Origin of the sequence: Scandinavium manionii, from assembly GCF_024764775.1 — a bacterium.
GTDB lineage: Bacteria > Pseudomonadota > Gammaproteobacteria > Enterobacterales > Enterobacteriaceae > Scandinavium > Scandinavium manionii.
The window spans coordinates 687,752-704,851 of sequence record NZ_JALIGC010000040.1; the positions used below are offsets into that span (position 1 = coordinate 687,752).

19 protein-coding genes are annotated in these 17,100 nt (G+C 52.4%); 7 read left to right on the forward strand and 12 right to left on the reverse strand.

Annotated elements, in window-relative coordinates:
• Window positions 1–4 precede the first annotated feature (4 nt).
• The 5 genes from acrB to MUU51_RS21005 all read left to right on the forward strand — a co-directional run bounded on the left by acrB (window position 5) and on the right by MUU51_RS21005 (window position 5,546).
• A complete protein-coding gene (acrB, locus tag MUU51_RS20985) occupies window positions 5–3,151 on the forward strand; it encodes a multidrug efflux RND transporter permease subunit AcrB (RefSeq protein ID WP_258968531.1) in 3,147 nt (1,048 codons plus the stop codon).
• 504 nt (window positions 3,152–3,655) lie between these two features.
• The gene (gene tomB / locus MUU51_RS20990) at window positions 3,656–4,030 is read left to right on the forward strand and encodes an Hha toxicity modulator TomB (RefSeq protein WP_110511699.1); all 375 of its coding nucleotides are present in this window, start codon (window positions 3,656–3,658) and stop codon (window positions 4,028–4,030) included.
• Window positions 4,031–4,057: 27 nt separating this feature from the next.
• Window positions 4,058–4,276, forward strand: coding sequence for a hemolysin expression-modulating protein Hha (gene hha, locus MUU51_RS20995; RefSeq protein WP_125355557.1), 219 nt, complete (start codon window positions 4,058–4,060; stop codon window positions 4,274–4,276).
• A 148-nt stretch (window positions 4,277–4,424) separates the two neighbouring features.
• Window positions 4,425–4,979, forward strand: coding sequence for a maltose O-acetyltransferase (gene maa, locus MUU51_RS21000; RefSeq protein ID WP_159772765.1), 555 nt, complete (start codon window positions 4,425–4,427; stop codon window positions 4,977–4,979).
• Between the two features lie 96 nt (window positions 4,980–5,075).
• Window positions 5,076–5,546, forward strand: coding sequence for a YlaC family protein (locus tag MUU51_RS21005; protein WP_159772762.1), 471 nt, complete (start codon window positions 5,076–5,078; stop codon window positions 5,544–5,546).
• Here MUU51_RS21005 and pdxR read toward each other — a convergent pair.
• Window positions 5,515–6,975: a MocR-like pyridoxine biosynthesis transcription factor PdxR gene (pdxR, locus tag MUU51_RS21010; RefSeq protein ID WP_258968532.1), complete on the reverse strand. Its 1,461-nt coding sequence runs from the start codon at window positions 6,973–6,975 to the stop codon at window positions 5,515–5,517. The two genes, MUU51_RS21005 and pdxR, sit on opposite strands and share 32 nt — an antisense overlap.
• 99 nt (window positions 6,976–7,074) lie before the next feature.
• On the opposite strand from pdxR, the gene MUU51_RS21015 reads away from it, so the two are divergent.
• Entirely contained in the window at window positions 7,075–7,785 is a 711-nt protein-coding gene (locus tag MUU51_RS21015; RefSeq protein WP_159772756.1) for a GNAT family N-acetyltransferase, read from the forward strand.
• On the opposite strand, the gene ykgO is transcribed toward MUU51_RS21015, so the two are convergent.
• The 10 genes from ykgO to MUU51_RS21065 form a co-directional block, all read right to left on the reverse strand.
• Complete coding sequence (gene ykgO / locus MUU51_RS21020; RefSeq protein WP_097161539.1) at window positions 7,782–7,922, reverse strand: type B 50S ribosomal protein L36; 141 nt, start codon at window positions 7,920–7,922, stop codon at window positions 7,782–7,784. The genes MUU51_RS21015 and ykgO overlap by 4 nt on opposite strands.
• A gap of 2 nt (window positions 7,923–7,924) precedes the next feature.
• A complete protein-coding gene (locus MUU51_RS21025; RefSeq protein ID WP_159772753.1) occupies window positions 7,925–8,185 on the reverse strand; it encodes a type B 50S ribosomal protein L31 in 261 nt (86 codons plus the stop codon).
• 82 nt (window positions 8,186–8,267) lie between these two features.
• On the reverse strand, window positions 8,268–8,825 hold the full coding sequence (locus MUU51_RS21030; RefSeq protein ID WP_159772750.1) for a P-loop nucleotide/nucleoside kinase family protein: 558 nt from the start codon (window positions 8,823–8,825) through the stop codon (window positions 8,268–8,270).
• A complete protein-coding gene (locus MUU51_RS21035) occupies window positions 8,822–9,259 on the reverse strand; it encodes a PTS sugar transporter subunit IIA (RefSeq protein WP_159772747.1) in 438 nt (145 codons plus the stop codon). Before MUU51_RS21035 ends, MUU51_RS21030 begins: the two co-directional genes overlap by 4 nt.
• A gap of 9 nt (window positions 9,260–9,268) precedes the next feature.
• Window positions 9,269–9,538, reverse strand: a complete 270-nt coding sequence (locus MUU51_RS21040) for a hypothetical protein (protein WP_258968533.1) — start codon at window positions 9,536–9,538, stop codon at window positions 9,269–9,271.
• Between the two features lie 69 nt (window positions 9,539–9,607).
• Window positions 9,608–10,450 (reverse strand): class II fructose-bisphosphate aldolase, encoded by an 843-nt coding sequence (locus MUU51_RS21045; protein WP_258968534.1) that lies wholly within the window; start codon window positions 10,448–10,450, stop codon window positions 9,608–9,610.
• On the reverse strand, window positions 10,437–11,804 hold the full coding sequence (locus MUU51_RS21050) for a PTS sugar transporter subunit IIC (RefSeq protein WP_159772738.1): 1,368 nt from the start codon (window positions 11,802–11,804) through the stop codon (window positions 10,437–10,439). Before MUU51_RS21050 ends, MUU51_RS21045 begins: the two co-directional genes overlap by 14 nt.
• Entirely contained in the window at window positions 11,797–12,111 is a 315-nt protein-coding gene (locus MUU51_RS21055) for a PTS sugar transporter subunit IIB (RefSeq protein ID WP_159772735.1), read from the reverse strand. Before MUU51_RS21055 ends, MUU51_RS21050 begins: the two co-directional genes overlap by 8 nt.
• A gap of 11 nt (window positions 12,112–12,122) precedes the next feature.
• Complete coding sequence (locus MUU51_RS21060; RefSeq protein WP_258968535.1) at window positions 12,123–13,103, reverse strand: 6-phosphofructokinase; 981 nt, start codon at window positions 13,101–13,103, stop codon at window positions 12,123–12,125.
• 386 nt (window positions 13,104–13,489) lie between these two features.
• A complete protein-coding gene (locus MUU51_RS21065; RefSeq protein WP_159772729.1) occupies window positions 13,490–14,857 on the reverse strand; it encodes a PTS transporter subunit EIIC in 1,368 nt (455 codons plus the stop codon).
• Between the two features lie 278 nt (window positions 14,858–15,135).
• Here MUU51_RS21065 and MUU51_RS21070 point away from each other — a divergent pair, with 278 nt between their 5' ends.
• Window positions 15,136–16,335, forward strand: a complete 1,200-nt coding sequence (locus MUU51_RS21070) for an enolase C-terminal domain-like protein (RefSeq protein ID WP_258968536.1) — start codon at window positions 15,136–15,138, stop codon at window positions 16,333–16,335.
• Here the strand turns inward: MUU51_RS21070 and MUU51_RS21075 are convergent, their stop codons facing one another.
• Window positions 16,336–17,052, reverse strand: a complete 717-nt coding sequence (locus tag MUU51_RS21075) for a GntR family transcriptional regulator (RefSeq protein WP_159772723.1) — start codon at window positions 17,050–17,052, stop codon at window positions 16,336–16,338.
• Between the last annotated feature and the right edge of the window lie 48 nt (window positions 17,053–17,100).

Sequence of the window (17,100 nt, forward strand, 5' to 3'; positions counted from 1 at the left end):
AGACATGCCTAATTTCTTTATCGATCGCCCCATATTCGCATGGGTGATCGCCATCATTATCATGCTGGCAGGAGGGCTTGCGATCCTCAAATTGCCGATAGCGCAATATCCAACGATTGCGCCACCGGCGATTGCTATCACGGCCGTGTATCCCGGAGCGGATGCTGCGACCGTGCAGAACACCGTGACGCAGGTTATCGAACAGAACATGAACGGTATCGATAACCTGATGTACATGTCGTCAAACGGTGACTCCACGGGTACAGCAACCATTACGCTGACTTTCCAGTCGGGTACCGATCCTGACATCGCTCAGGTTCAGGTGCAGAACAAACTGCAGCTGGCGATGCCGCTTCTGCCGCAGGAAGTTCAGCAGCAGGGCGTGAGCGTTGAGAAAGCGTCAAGTAGCTTCCTGATGGTTGTCGGTGTGATTAACACCGACGGCACCATGACGCAGGACGATATCTCCGACTACGTTGCAGCCAACATGAAGGATCCGATCAGCCGTACTTCCGGCGTCGGTGACGTTCAGCTATTCGGTTCTCAGTACGCGATGCGTATCTGGATGGACCCGAACAAACTGAATAACTTCCAGTTGACTCCGGTTGATGTTATCACCGCTCTGAAAGCACAGAACGCCCAGGTTGCAGCTGGTCAGTTAGGCGGTACTCCGCCGGTGAAAGGCCAGCAGCTGAACGCCTCGATCATCGCCCAGACACGTCTGACGAATACCGATGAGTTCGGCAAAATCTTGCTGAAAGTGAATCCGGACGGTTCGCAGGTTCGCCTGCGTGACGTGGCGAAGATTGAACTCGGCGGCGAAAACTACGATGTTGTCGCGAAGTTTAACGGACAGCCTGCATCAGGTCTGGGGATCAAACTGGCGACCGGCGCGAACGCGCTGAACACCGCCGATGCGATCCGCGCGGAACTGAAACGCATGGAGCCGTTCTTCCCGGCAGGGATGAAAATCGTTTACCCATACGACACCACGCCGTTCGTGAAAATCTCCATTCACGAAGTGGTGAAAACGCTGGTTGAAGCGATAATCCTCGTGTTCCTCGTCATGTATCTGTTCCTGCAGAACTTCCGCGCCACGCTGATCCCAACCATCGCCGTACCGGTGGTACTGTTGGGTACGTTCGCGATTCTGTCTATCTTCGGCTACTCGATAAACACCCTGACGATGTTCGGGATGGTGCTCGCCATCGGCCTGTTGGTAGATGACGCCATCGTGGTGGTCGAGAACGTCGAACGTGTCATGGCCGAGGAAGGACTACCGCCGAAAGAAGCGACCCGTAAATCGATGGGCCAGATCCAGGGCGCGTTGGTGGGTATCGCGATGGTGCTGTCCGCAGTATTCATCCCGATGGCCTTCTTCGGCGGTTCAACCGGTGCGATTTACCGTCAGTTCTCCATCACTATCGTATCGGCGATGGCACTGTCAGTTCTCGTGGCGTTGATTCTGACCCCAGCCCTGTGTGCCACCATGTTGAAGCCTATTCAGAAAGGCGGACACGGCGAGCACAAAGGCTTCTTCGGCTGGTTTAACCGCATGTTCGATAAGAGCACGCATCATTACACCGACAGCGTGGGTAACATCCTGCGCAGCACCGGTCGTTATTTGCTGCTCTATATCATCATCGTGGTGGGCATGGCCTATCTGTTCGTTCGTCTGCCAAGTTCCTTCTTGCCGGATGAAGACCAGGGCGTATTCCTGACCATGGCGCAGCTGCCTGCAGGTGCAACGCAGGAACGTACGCAGAAAGTGCTTGATGAGGTGACGGATTACTACCTCAACAAAGAGAAAGCTAACGTTGAATCTGTGTTCGCGGTTAACGGCTTCGGCTTCGCCGGCCGTGGTCAGAACACCGGTATCGCGTTCGTTTCTCTGAAGGACTGGAGTGAACGTCCGGGTGCGGAAAACAAAGTGGAAGCTATCACTGGCCGTGCCATGGCGCGTTTCTCGCAGATTAAAGATGCGATGGTCTTCGCCTTTAACCTGCCGGCGATTGTGGAACTGGGTACCGCAACCGGTTTTGACTTCCAGCTGATTGACCAGGCGGGTCTGGGTCACGAGAAACTGACACAGGCGCGTAACCAGCTATTCGGTGAAATTGCGAAACACCCTGACATGCTGGTCGGCGTTCGTCCGAACGGCCTGGAAGATACGCCGCAGTTCAAGATAGATATCGATCAGGAAAAAGCGCAGGCGCTCGGTGTGTCCATTAGCGACATCAACACCACGCTGGGAGCCGCCTGGGGCGGTAGCTACGTCAACGACTTCGTCGACCGTGGCCGCGTGAAAAAAGTGTATGTGATGTCCGAAGCGCCATACCGTATGCTGCCGAACGATATTGGCAACTGGTACGTACGTGGCAGCAATGGCCAGATGGTGCCGTTCTCCGCCTTCTCTACCTCGCGCTGGGAATACGGTTCACCGCGTCTGGAACGCTATAACGGTCTGCCTTCGATGGAAATCCTCGGCCAGGCTGCACCGGGTAAGAGTACCGGTGAAGCGATGCTGCTGATGGAACAGCTGGCGGGCAAACTGCCGACCGGCGTGGGCTACGACTGGACGGGGATGTCCTACCAGGAACGTCTGTCCGGTAACCAGGCCCCTGCCCTGTATGCAATTTCACTGATTGTCGTGTTCTTGTGTCTGGCAGCCCTGTATGAGAGCTGGTCGATTCCGTTCTCGGTCATGCTGGTGGTTCCGCTCGGGGTTGTGGGTGCGCTGTTAGCCGCCACCTTCCGTGGGCTGACCAACGACGTATACTTCCAGGTAGGCCTGCTGACAACCATTGGCTTGTCGGCGAAGAACGCGATTCTTATCGTGGAATTCGCCAAAGATCTGATGGAGAAAGAAGGTAAAGGCCTGATTGAATCGACGCTCGAAGCGGTCCGTATGCGTCTGCGTCCGATTCTGATGACCTCCCTGGCGTTTATCCTCGGGGTAATGCCGCTGGTTATCAGTACTGGTGCAGGTTCCGGTGCACAAAACGCCGTAGGTACTGGCGTAATGGGCGGGATGATCACTGCGACCGTTCTGGCTATCTTCTTTGTTCCCGTGTTCTTCGTGGTGGTTCGCCGCCGTTTCAGTAAAAAGAACGAAGATGTAGAACATAGTCATCCGGTAGAACGCCATTAATTAGCGTTTGCTGAAATGAAAAAGGGCCGCTTCTGCGGCCCTTCTTTTTTGTTCCTAAGATTAATCGCACGTATTGCGCAATTGTTTATTTAATGCCAGCAATCATTAGGGATATAATCTTAATAATGTGGATATTTTCTTCAGGCAATATGCCGAAATCCTGCCTTCTTTTCAGATGATAGCGTAGGATTGCTCTTAGTTTGATTGCCTTGCACTTACTGGCTATCCATTAAAACAGGTTTTCATTAAAGATAACCCAATGAAAAATAAGCGTGTCTGCGCCTATTTTACGGTAACAGTCGGACGTCATTGGTAATAGAAATGTCGTGTAATGTGGATGGCGACTCGCGAAATAACGGTAATTGTAATTTTTCGTAATAGCGCGGTGAAATCTTTTTCAGAGTAGATTATAGTTACGGTATCAGGTTCACAGCGTATGTTCCGGGTCAGACAGTAGTATCCATCCCACACGGTGTTTGTTGATTAATCATAAGGGGATGCGTTATGGACGAGTACTCGCCAAAAAGACATGATCTCGCACAGCTTAAATTCCTCTGTGAAACGTTGTATCATGACTGTCTCGCTAACCTTGAAGAAAACCGAGCTGGCTGGGTTAATGACCCTACGTCGGCCCTGAATCTTCAACTTAATGAACTGATCGAGCACATTGCAACCTTCGCACTTAATTACAAAATTAAGTATAACGAAGACAATAAATTGATCGCGCAAATTGATGAATATCTGGACGACACCTTTATGTTGTTCAGTAACTACGGCATTAATGCTGATGATTTGCAGAAATGGCGGAAGTCAGGAAACAGACTCTTCCGTTGCTTTGTCAATCTTAGCCGGACGAACCCTGTAAGTCTTTCTTGTTAAAATTATTACAATCAAAAAGGTGAAGTTATGTCAGATCAACCTTTAACAAAAACTGATTATTTGATGCGACTGCGACGTTGTCAGACGCTTGATACATTGGAACGCGTTATTGAAAAGAATAAATATGAACTCTCAGATAATGAACTGGCTGTTTTTTACTCAGCAGCGGATCATCGTCTCGCAGAACTCACAATGAATAAGCTCTATGATAAAATCCCATCATCAGTGTGGAAATTTATCCGTTAATTAACACAGCTAATGCTCCCCTCCCTCTTATTTCTTTACTGACAACAGTACAGATTACAATGTGATAAAAGTCACACGTCGAGCCAGGGAACGTTCCCCAATGGTGCGACAGCCTATACTGTGACTCTCTGATTAAAAGGAGAATCACATGAGTGAAGAAAAATGTAAAATGATCGCCGGAGAGCTGTATCGTCCGGGTGATGTCACCCTCCGTGCCGACCGTTTACGCGCCAGAAACTCTCTGCATCAATACAATCACTCCTCGCCTGAGGAGAAAGCGCTACGTTCCCGTTTGCTCGGTGAACTGCTCGGGCGGGCCGAAGACGCGTATATTGAGCCCACTTTCCGCTGCGACTACGGCTACAACATTTTCCTCGGCCATAACTTTTACGCTAATTTCGACTGCGTGATGCTGGATGTCTGTCCGATTCGAATTGGCGACAACTGCATGCTCGCCCCCGGCGTACATATTTATACCGCCACCCATCCACTGGATGCCGACGAGCGTAACAGCGGGGCGGAATACGGAAAACCGGTAACGATTGGCAACAGCGTCTGGATTGGCGGCCGGGCTATCATTAATCCGGGGGTCACCATCGGCGATAATGCGGTGATTGCCTCCGGCGCGGTGGTGGTAAAAGATGTCCCGGCCAATGCGGTGGTGGGCGGCAATCCGGCGAAGATAATCAAAATGCTCACCTGACTGTTATGCTTTTCTGTCACTGAACTGTTACTTTTCGCCTGAATTGACGCAACATAAAATAGGGCATCCCCGATTCAGGCATAACAGAAGGCGCAGATGTCCGAAATCCAACAACTGCTCACCCGCACCATCAACGAGCTGAACAGCACCGAGAAGCGAGACAATCGTCCGCGCTTCAGCATCAGCTTTATTCGCCGCTTCCCAGGGCTGTTTATCGCCATGTATCTCGGCTTCCTCGCCACCTGGATTGTGATGTACCGTTCCGAAACGCTGGCGGATTCTCAATGGCTGTTGGTGGTACTGTTCATCGTGATGAATGGATTTTTCTTTTTTGACGTGGCCCCACGCTACCGTTACGAAGATATAGACGTGCTCGATTTCCGCGTCTGCTACAACGGCGAATGGTACAACACCCGTTTCGTACCCGAAGCGCTGATCGACAGCATTATGCAGTCGCCGCGCGTGGCAGAACCGCAGAAAAACCAACTGAAGAAAATGATCGCCACCAAAGGCGAACTGTCGTTCTACGACATCTTTACTCTGACGCGCGCCGAGTCTGCGCAATAAGCTGATTCAGGGTACGGATACCGGCCGTAAACCGCGAAGCGGACGTATTGCCGTACCCCAGCACAAGCCCGGTTTCGCCCTGAGTCGGGTCAAGATAAAAACGGCTCAGCGCCGCCGGGGCCAGCTGGAACTGGCGCGCTAAATCCACCACCTTTCCGTCATCAATCCCGGCGATTTTCACCGTCAGATGCATTCCCCCTTCCCCGGCAGAAATCTGGTGTGGAAACGTCAGCTCCTGTTGAATGGCCGCCCGGAGCTGCGCCTGACGCTTACGGTATAAACGACGCATCGACGCCAGGTGCCGCGCGTAGTGCCCTTCCTCAATGAAATGCGCCAACGTTCGCTGCTCGGCGCGATGCCCACCGCGTAACAACGAATGAATCGCAGGCTGCACCGATTTAGCCAGCGCTTTGGGCATCACCACAAATCCGATACGCAGCGACGGAAACAGCGTTTTGCTGAAAGTCCCGAGATACACCACCGGTGCATTCGGCACCATCCCGAGCATCGCCGGAATCGGCTCGCCGCTGTAGCGAAACTCACTGTCGTAATCATCTTCAATAATCCACGCGTCATGCTGACGGGCGAACTCCAGCCACGCCAGACGTCGCGTGGCGCTCATCAGATTTCCGAGCGGATACTGGTGCGAAGGCGAAGTGAAAATGAATCGCGGCGTGGGCAATGCCACCGAGGTAAAGCACATGCCTTCTTCATCCACCGGCAGGCCATGAATCGGCAATCCGGCGGAAATAAACGCGCTGCGTGCGCCAAAATATCCCGGGTCTTCGAACCACACCGGCTGGCCTCTTTCACTCAGCAGCTGGGTGCACAAATTCAGCCCTTCACGTGCGCCTTCGGTAATCACCACCTGGCTTGCATCGCAATCAATCCCGCGTGACAGCGCCAGATGCCGGGCAATCGCCATCCGCAGCGACCATTCGCCAGCGGAATCACCGTAGCCCAACAGCGTACTGCCTTCATCACGCCATACGCGATCGAGCAGACGGCGCCAAAGCGGCAACGGGAAATAGTTCACCGCAGGCGTGCCCGGTGTAAACGCCAGCACCGGCGAATCCCGACGCGTACCTGCGGGCAGCTGTGCCAGATGCGGTGGCAGGCGGATTACCAAGGGCGGGGTCGTTTCATTCGTCGGGGAATGTGGCAGCGTCGCCACCTGAGAGCCTTGTCGATCACGCAGCAAATAGCCTTCCGTCGCCAGCTGATCCAGCGCGGCATTAATGGTATTACGTGAAAGTTGCAGCTGCTGGGCAATGGCGCGCGAGCCGGGCAAACGGCTCTGCGGCTGCAGCTGCCCGTTCAGAATAGCGTTGCGCAGCGCATGGTAAATCGTCCGCTGCAGCGTTTCACCGTCGCGCAACTGCACGGCCTTCGTCAGCAGCCCATAAAACGCATCATCAGGAATATTCATCGGATCTCCTCGTGGTACCACCAGAAGATACGCCAGTGGCTCTTTCCAGGGAACCATCAGCACCCTATTCTGCGTAAACGCGTCCAAAAAGGAGTCAGTATGAGTCAGAATAATGAGTTTGGTCAGCCGGTTGGGGAAGCTCTCCCGGACTGGCAGCCGCGCCCGCATCCGGGTCGTGAAACCCTGGAAGGCCGTCTGTGCCGACTAGAACCTTTACGGACTGAACATGCCGACGCGCTGTTTGCCGCCTATCAGCTGGCGGAAGACACCCGCGCCTGGACATGGCTGCTGCGCGAGCCGGACACCGATGTGGAAAGCTACCGCGCGTGGGTGCACAGTGTGGTGACCTTACAGGACCCGATTCATTTCGCGGTCATCGATAAACAGAGCGGGCAGCCGGTTGGCACGCTGGCGTTGATGCGCATCGACAGTAAAAATGGCGTCGTTGAAGTGGGCCATGTGCATTTTTCACCGCTGCTGAGCCGCACGCCGATGTCCACCGAAGCGCAATGGCTGCTGATGCGTTACGCGTTCGACACTCTCGGCTATCGCCGATATGAGTGGAAATGTAACAGTCTGAATGAGCCGTCCCGCCGCGCCGCGCTGCGCATGGGCTTTCAGTATGAAGGGCAATTTCGTCAGGCGCTGGTTATCAAAGGGCATAATCGTGACACAGACTGGTTTTCGATTATCGACCAGGAGTGGCCAGAGGTAGATGGCGCGATGCAGAAATGGCTTGCCGCCGATAATTTTAGCGCCGACGGCAAGCAGAGGACTTCCCTGGAAAGTTGGCGACAACCAAAACGTTAACGTCTTTTCTTGCGCCCCTGCACAGCTTTAAAGCGGGGGTTTGTTTTGCAAATGACGTACAATCGCCCTTTGCGTCTTACAATCTGACAATCCGGGTGGCGCTGTTTCGCGCTTTTAAGTGAATTCAGAACCTGCATGTTTAGCCTCGTTTCGCATCAAGAAAGCCGCCAAAACGCTGACGGAAACGCGCCATGCTGCCTTCATTCGAGAAGGTTTTTTGCTTCCCGGTATAGAACGGATGCGACTTAGACGACACTTCAAGGGTGATGTACGGGAAAGTTTCCCCGTCCAGTTCGATTTCCCTGTCGGTTTTAATGGTCGACCCGACTTTGAAGTATTCGTTGGCGCTGGTGTCGTGGAACACCACGGTACGGTAGTGTGGATGGATATCGGTTCTCATAATCAACCTCAATTGTTATAGTATAACATAACAACAAAATACACCCACCCTCTCCCCAGATCAACCCTTCCTATCGCAAGGTTTACTCTTCCAGCGCATGAGTCAGCCAGGCAATCAGGGCCGTATTATCCACCGGCTTCCCCTGATCCACGGTATACACGGGCCCTAACGACATAGGTTGCGCGCAATCTGCCAGGCGCAATAACTCGGGAAGGTACTCTTCACCGGGATGGCCGTTACGCCTGACTCCCAGTCTCTGTGCATAGCGTGCCGCCGCCAAATTTCCGGGGATACTATTCCACACCTCCAGAACCCGGGTAATGCCTGCTTTTTCGAGATAACGGATCAACGATTCCTTCGGCTGGAAGCCAAACCATGCATCAATCAGAAAGACACACTGCTGCGGGCTGGCAGCGACTATCGACCAGATCACCTCATACGCGGCGCAGCCCAAACGGCGATTGAATGGCCTGTCGATATTGTCAAATTGCGCCATAAACGGCTCTTTAATACCGTCGATGGTCAGCACTGGCAGAGCAAAATGTTCTGACAACAGTTGTGCGATGGTGCTCTTCCCTGATGCGGGAACGCCGTTCACAAGTACCACCGTTTTGCCCTGTGTTCGCGTTGTCTGACTCATAATATTGCAATCACCTCTTCTTTCGCTTTTGCCTTGCGCAGTTTTGCCATAACGTCGTCGTCACCAAGCCAATTCACAATGGCGCGAATACCCTCTTCGATATGTGCATTGCTGTCTTTGGCTGCAAACATGATAACGATATCGGCCTTGTCGCTGTCGGCAAAACCTATCGGCTCATCCAGCAGTAGCAGGCTGAAGCTGTTTTTCAGCACCCCGCACTCCGGCCTGGCATGGGGCATAGCGATGCCTTCCTCAAACACGTAATAGGCACCGTGCTCCAGCGTGTTAGCGATTACCGCCTGGTGATAGGACGGCAAAATATAGCCGTTCTCAACCAGCGGCCGGGCGGCCATTTCAATGACCTTTTGCCAGTCTTTTTCACGTACGCCGACCTGGATTGCCTGCGCCTCGATCAATAACTCCTTAATCGCCATAGTGGCTCCTTAAATAGTTCTGCGGATGATATTGCGCAGCTCGTCTATTTTGACAAATAAAGGATCGATATACTGACGGTGTGTTTTACTCTTCGCAAAGACCTGTAACGCCTGGTTATAACGCAGCATTAATGTTTTTTGCGCTTCGCTATTCAGGGGATCTGCCGATAATGTATTTTCCAGAGCCGTTAATTCAGCCGCAAGCTCTCCCGCCTGAATATCATATTTTTCCGTATCTGTATTATACGGCTTAAACACTCTTTTTAGTGATTCAAACATAGCTATCTCCCGCCCTGATGATTGTCGGGCAACCAGGGTTACAGTGAAGAGTAAAGATTAACGCATCCGTTATTTAAACAATGCGATCTTTTCGATTAATACCGCAGCCACCGCATCGTTAGCCGGAATTAAAAATTTTCGCACGCTGTCATTAACTTTGCCTTTGCCAAACGTCTCCTGGCAATGACCGACCCACTGAACGTTCATCTCTGTACCGACGTTCACTTTGTCGATTCCCCCCGCCACGGCACGGCGCATATCCTCATCGCTGACGCCCGTCCCACCGTGCAGTACCAGAGGCGTTCTGGTGACTTCGCTGATGTCCGCCAGGCGCTGATGCTGGATTTTGGCTTTGCCGGTATACAGGCCATGTACGGTGCCCACGGAGACCGCCAGCATATCGACCTGCGTTTCAGCAACAAAGTGCCGGGCATCTTCCGTAGTGGTAAAACAAATATCTTCCGCCGCCACCGCTTTACCGTCTTCCGAACCGCCGATTGCGCCTAACTCTGCTTCAACAGATACATTTCGCAGACGGGCAATTGCGATAACTTTTCGCGTATTGGCGATATTCTCTGCCATTTCCAGATGCGAGCCGTCATACATGACTGAACTGAACCCGGCATCAATTGCCGTGTTAATGGATTCAATATCCGAACAGTGATCAAGATGCAGGCAGGTCGGGATATTCTGGCTTTCAGCTAAAGAACAAACCGAATCAACCAGTAAGCGATAACCTAAATATTCCGCGGTGCCCGTTGAGATCTGAATCATTAGCGGGCTGTTCGTTACTTTGGCGGCTTTAAAATAAGCGGGCAACATTTCCAGACAATGTAAATTAAAGGAACCCACTGCTTTAAAACCGCGTTCTTTTGCTACCTGTAATAAATCTGGGAAGTTATACAGACTCATGCACTTTTTCCTCTTGAGGTTTGGTTGATTTACCATTCACGAACCAGGCGATGAGCGCCACGAACAGGATAAATACGCCAACAAACGTCCAGTTATTCTGGAAGACATGCCCCAGAATCAGGCCGCTGCTGATCACGTCGGAGTCGCTGAAGGTCACGCCGGTAAAGCCGTAGCTTTCCAGCATCGGTACCAGGATTGCCGGCAGGAAGGTAATGAACAGGCCGTGTACCACGCCGCCGATCACTGCCCCTCGCCTGCCCCCCATCGCGTTACCGAAAATGCCTGCGGTACCGCCGGCAAAGAAGTTGGTCAGCAGACCGGGGAGGATCATCGCCAGACCAAACATCGGGAAGACAATCATGCCAATGATTGAACCCGCTGTGGTGGCCAGGAAACCGACGATGACGGCGTTAGGGGCATACGGGAACAGAACCGGGCAATCCAGCGCGGGTTTAGCGTCGGGCACAATGCGCATCGCAATGCCGCGAAATGCGGGAACCAGTTCGTTAAGCAGTAGACGCACGCCGCTGTAAAGCACGAACACCCCGGCAACAAACTGAATCGATTGCATAAATGCGAACATCAGGTAGTTCACGCCGTTAGAATACTGGCTGATGTACTCCGGGCCAGCCGCCAGAGCCGGGATGAGATACATCGGGATCATCACCACGGCCATAGAGAGGTAGGTATCCTGCAGGAATTTGAAATTATCCGGCAGCACCAGGTCTTCAGTGGATTTCGATCCTTTGCCCACCACCTTCGCCACCGCCGCCTGCACCAGATAGCCAATAGTGCAGAAGTGGCCCAGGGCAACATCATCAGAACCCGTGATACGGCGAACCACTGGCTGAGCCAGCGCGGGCATCAACACTGCCATAATCCCGCCGAAAATCCCGCCGGTCAGAATCAACGGTGCCCCTGTCAGCCCCGATTTGTAGCCGATAACCGCACCGATGGTTGCCATCCACAGCAGTGCCTGCCCGGTAAGGAAGATATATTTAAACGGCGTAATGCGGGCAATGATGATGTTGACGATGAAAATGACCATCAGCGTGAGTGCCACTTCGGAACCGAGCTCGCGGTTTGCCAGCCCCGCAATCGCCGCCACGTCGGTGATGTAGCCCTTCATGCCAAAGCCGTGGGTGAAAATATCGTTCAGGAAGGTCAGGGTATCGACAATAATATTGATGCCCGCCATCATGATTAAAAAGCCGAGCAGCGTTTTAAACGTGCCTTCCGCTACTTTGCCCTTCGATTTCTTCTGCAATAAAAGACCGAGCATGGCGATAAAGGCAATCAGAATCGATGCCTGCCCCAGCAGGTCCTTAACAATAAAGTTAATAATGCTATTCATTTTCGAGTACCTTCACATTGCGTTCTTTTAAAAAGGCGACAATTTTCTGCTCGATTTCGTCTTTATCCGTTAAGCGGTGCAGAACGATAACGCGTTTAATTTCCTCTTCACTGGCGTCCGCCGTTAAAATATCGGCAAAGGTTTTTTGCGTGAGAATAATATCGGATTTAAAGGCGCCCGCTTCGGAGACGGTAGTGTGTTCAATCTCAGCAGGGATTTCTAATTTTTTAAGCACCGCCTTCGCCGTCATTTCAATGGCGAAACTGGAACCTAAACCGCAGCCACATACGCATAGAATTTTAAGCATTGATTCACTCCTCAAATAATATCGAGTTGCCTGGCTAATTTATAATGATGCCCTTCGGTGTCGACGAGGCGCTTTTGCATACTGATTAAATCTATTGGGATCGGTTTATTACTCGAATTAATAATGACTGCTTTATTTCTCATGCCTGACCGGATACAGCGCACGACCTCTGTGGCCATTATGGTACCCTGATAAATCTCTTCGCAGGTTGGCTCACCGTTACGCAGGCTATAGCCGATTATTGACTTACGGATCCGCACGCCAATTTTCGGTTCAAGCTGTTTAATCATGGTATCAATCGCCCCCTGAAAGCCGGGGGAGTACTCTTTGGTGTAGCCTTCAGAACAGAGGATCACGACACTGTTTTGCGATTCAAGCCTGGCAGTAATTTTCCCGGCCAGTTCGCTCAGCGTCTGCTGGCATTCAGGGATCAGCGCGAAATCGGCGTTGCTTTTAATGGCCGACTGCAACGTCAGTTCACCACAGTAGCCCCCCAGGAGCTCAACCATAAATACCCGTCCCGGCAATGCCCGCCCTGTATTACGCAGCTTTGCGACCTCTTTAATAATTTGTTCGCAGGCAGTAGAAAAACCAATCGTGTAATCGCTGCCGTAGACGTCATTATCGATGGTCATGCCGACGCCGAAGCAATTAACGCCGTACTCACTAAGGTGGTGAAGAAACTGTAATGAACCATCACCGCCCGCCATAATAAGCACATCAATATGCAGGGCTTTAAGCTGCCTGGCGATGGTTTCATATTCAGAGGCCATCAATTTACGGCTGGTTCTACCCGAAGACATAATCGGAATGGCGGCAACAGAAAAGTCCACTAAATCACGTAGAGAAATAGCCTGATGCGTATTTTTCAATAGACCAGCAATACCACCATTAAATAAGATGATATCTGCCCGCGCGAGTCGTGACACTTGAAATACAAAATTATTTATCCCTGTCACATCTCCGCCACTAATTACCATGCCGATTTTCATGAGCGTCACCCCGTTTAATTTCCTGACAATGATTTTTCCTTTTAACAAGCCCTAAATTTGCAATGAAAGTCACAAATTTGTCATTCCCGTACCCATCACAGGTATTGACAGATGCCTGGAAAGACTCATTTTTGTGAATTTAATCACATTTAATCTTTTATTCACGAGCTGATTAATTGACTTTTATTTCAATAGATTACTGCGCATCTTTTCGTGTTCTGTTTTCGGTTTTTCACACGCGGGGAACGCACGTAAAACGCGCTTTAAAAAATGTGAGTTATCACACAGTTTTTCTGCGTAACTGAATAAAAGAGAGGGATAACGGAGAGATTTGGCGTATTAAAAAGGCGACTCACGCCGCCCTTTAGATCTGAAATCGTATTGGTTTACTGTTGTTCCCGGCCCACCAGCAGCGTGGTCAGCGTAAACGACAGCACTAGCGCAATTACCACGCCCGACAGCGCAAAGACAAAATACGGGCCGATATAGGCCGGTAAACTGAAAATGCTCGACAAAATGTAGCCGTACAGGCGCACACCGAAGAACGCGATAAACGCCGAGGCTACTGAACTGGCGATCGTTGCGGCGATAAAGGCCTTTTTATAGCGCGTCAGCACGCCAAACAGCGCCGGTTCGGTAATGCCGAGCAGCGCGGAAACCGCCGCCGATAGCGTCACCGTACGGTCCTGGCGATCCTTGCTCAAACGCCAGATAGCAAACGTCGCCCCGGCAATCGCCATATTGGCCATAAACATCATCGGCATCAGCATGTCGTAGCCGCGATCGCTGAAGTTTTGCAGGGCAATCGGCGTCATTGCGTGATGCATCCCGGTCAGGATCGCCACGGGACGGATCGCCCCCACCACCAGCCCGGCAAAGCTCGCTGACACGCTGAACAGGCCTTCGATAAACAGCGCCAGCCCTTTACCCAGCCAGATGCCAATCGGACCAATCACCACCAATGCCGCCAGCGCGCCGATAAACAGCGTCAGCGTTGGCGTGAATACCGTTTTCAGCACCTCAGGCATGATGCTGTCGACCCATTTGTGGATGTATTTCAGCGCCAGCACCGAGAAAATTACCGGAATAACGCTCGATGAATAGTTAAACACCGACACCGGGATCGCGTTCATCAGCCACAGCGCGGAAGCCGCATCCGGCTGGTGCGTCGCCAGCGCCTTTGCCGCGTCGATTAAGGTCGGATACATCAGGCAAGCCGCCACCGCGGCCGCGAGGTATTCATTGGTTTTGAAGATTTTCGCTGCGGAAACCGCCAGGAAAAACGGCAGGAAATAGAACACGCCGCTGGCGATAAGGTCGATGACCATCACCGTTTCACTTTTCGGCGACACCACTTTCAGCGCAATTAATCCAGCCAGCAAACCTTTGATCATCCCGGCCCCGGCAATCGCTGGCACAATCGGACCAAACACGCCAGAGACGGTATCCATAAACAGCGACACCAGGCTTTTTCGCCCTTTCGCGTCCGACGCGGCTGGCGCATCACGCTGGCCCAGCGTTTCCTGCAATTGCTCATACCAGCCGTTCACTTTCGGACCAATGATTATCTGGAACTGATCGCTTTGTAATTGGGCGCCCAGCACGCCGGGCAGCTTCTTAATTTCGCTCTGTTCGATTTTGCTATCATCAATTAAATCAAAGCGTAAACGGGTCATGCAGTGCCAGACTTTATTGATATTATCTTGCCCACCGACCAGCTGAATAATCCGGGCGATGGCGTCTCGCGTCCCCATAGTGACTCCTGCGAAGTGTACTTGTTTTGGTTATCCGGATGGTAATCAAGCCCACCACGTAAAACAAACCAATAAAATTTGAAGGCCCTCACACTTCTCGATCTAATTAGCCATCAATGTCGTTTCGAGGCACAATTGGTCTGGTTTTTAATTCAATTAACCCTCTATTTCAGACCAAAATATTTATTCCAGAAAAAGGTTTACCTGCCCCTAAAAATAGGGCGAAGATAAATCATCAATCATGTTCTTTTTCTGTCTCAGACAGGGAGCTTTTTTCCGTGCAACCGACGCTTATTACCGCTATCGACTGCTTCATCACCCGCCCCGACCGCCATAATCTGGTAACGGTGCGCATTACCACTGACAAAGGCGTTACCGGCCTCGGCTGCGCCACATTTCAGCAGCGCCCTCTGGCGGTCAAAACGCTGGTCGATGAATACCTGCGCCCGCTGCTGATGGGCCGCGACGCCAATAATATCGAAGATCTCTGGCAGATGATGAACGTCAACGCCTACTGGCGTAACGGCCCGGCGATGAACAACGCCATGGCCGGGGTTGATATGGCGCTGTGGGATATCAAAGCGCGGCTGGCGAATATGCCGCTGTACCAGCTGCTGGGCGGGAAATCCCGGGATGCGATCGCCGCCTATTCGCACGCCAGCGGTGAAACGCTGGCACAGCTGTACGTCGCTGTCGATGGGTTGCTGGAAAAGGGCTATCGCCACATTCGCTGCCAGCTCGGCTTTTATGGCGGCACCCCGACGGAATTGCATGCGCCGGAAAACCCCTCGTCCGGCGCATGGTTCTGCCAGGACCAGTACATGCGTAACACGGTGGAAATGTTCCGCGCCCTGCGCGAACGCTACGGCCACCGTTTCCATATTCTGCATGACGTCCACGAACGCCTGTTCCCGCAGCAGGCGGTGCAGTTAGCCAAACAGCTTGAACCCTACCAGCCGTACTTTATTGAAGACATTTTGCCGCCTCAGCAAACCCCGTGGCTGGCACAAATTCGTCAGCAGAGCAGCGTTCCGCTGGCGCTGGGCGAGCTGTTCAACAACCCTGCGGAATGGCACGACGTAATTGTGAACCGGCAGATCGATTTTATTCGCTGCCACGTATCTCAGATTGGCGGGATCACCCCGGCGCTGAAGCTGGCGGTGCTGTGTCAGGCCTTTGGCGTGCGGCTGGCGTGGCATGGTCCTGGCGACATGACGCCGATTGGCGTGGCGGTGAATACGCATCTGAATATTCATCTCCACAACGCCGCGATTCAGGAATATATTCCGCGCTCGGCCACCACCGACGCGGTATTCCCCGGCGCACCGGAAGTTAAAGATGGCTACGTATATCCGCCGCAGGCCAACGGCATTGGCGTCGATTTCAACGAAGCGCTGGCCCTCGCGCATCCGGTGGTTTACCGCCCGCATGAATGGACCCAAAGCCGCCTGCCAGACGGCGCGCTGCACACGCCGTAATCAGCCTGGCTGCTGGCGGAATGCGAGGTTATCGCGGTTATGCGGGATCACGTAGGTGCAGGTGTAGTTGATATCGATAATATCGCTGACGGCGTAGACCTGCCCACCCGCCAGAATGCCACGGTTATTGATGAGCATCGCCGGGCTGCCCTTTTTGCAGCCCAATAATTCTGCCTGTTCCCGACTAACGTTTACCGCCCGATACGTCGTGAGCATGTGCGAAATTTGGTAGCCCTTTTCCAGAACATATTGCTGTAACGATCGTTCGATAACCTGCTGATTGAGGTCAGCGAACGTCGTCGACGGCATGCGCGACACCTCGATTTGCACTGGGCTGTCGTCCACATAGCGCAGACGACAAAACTGCCAGATAAAATCATCATCCGTTAGCCCGAATATCTGTTGCTCCTCGCGATTCGGGCGTTTTTTATGCAGGCTTATCATCCGATAACGCATCTGGTCGAAACGCTTTTCGGTAATCGAGTTGTACACCAGCGGATTATTTCGCGCCTGTTCGTTAATCCAGCATCCCGATCCCTGCACAATTCTGACGATGCCAATACTCGCCAGCTTTTCCAGCGCCTGACGTACCGTAAAGCGCGACACGCCGTATTCTTCCGCCAGCTGTCGTTCAGGCGGCAATTTGCGCGGGGCCGCATCACCCTGCTGATAAATTTTGCTGAGCAGATCCTGCGTGACGAACTCATTTTTTTTCATCGCCGCTTCCCAAATTAGTCCTTTGAAAAAAGACAGTTAACCCTATCA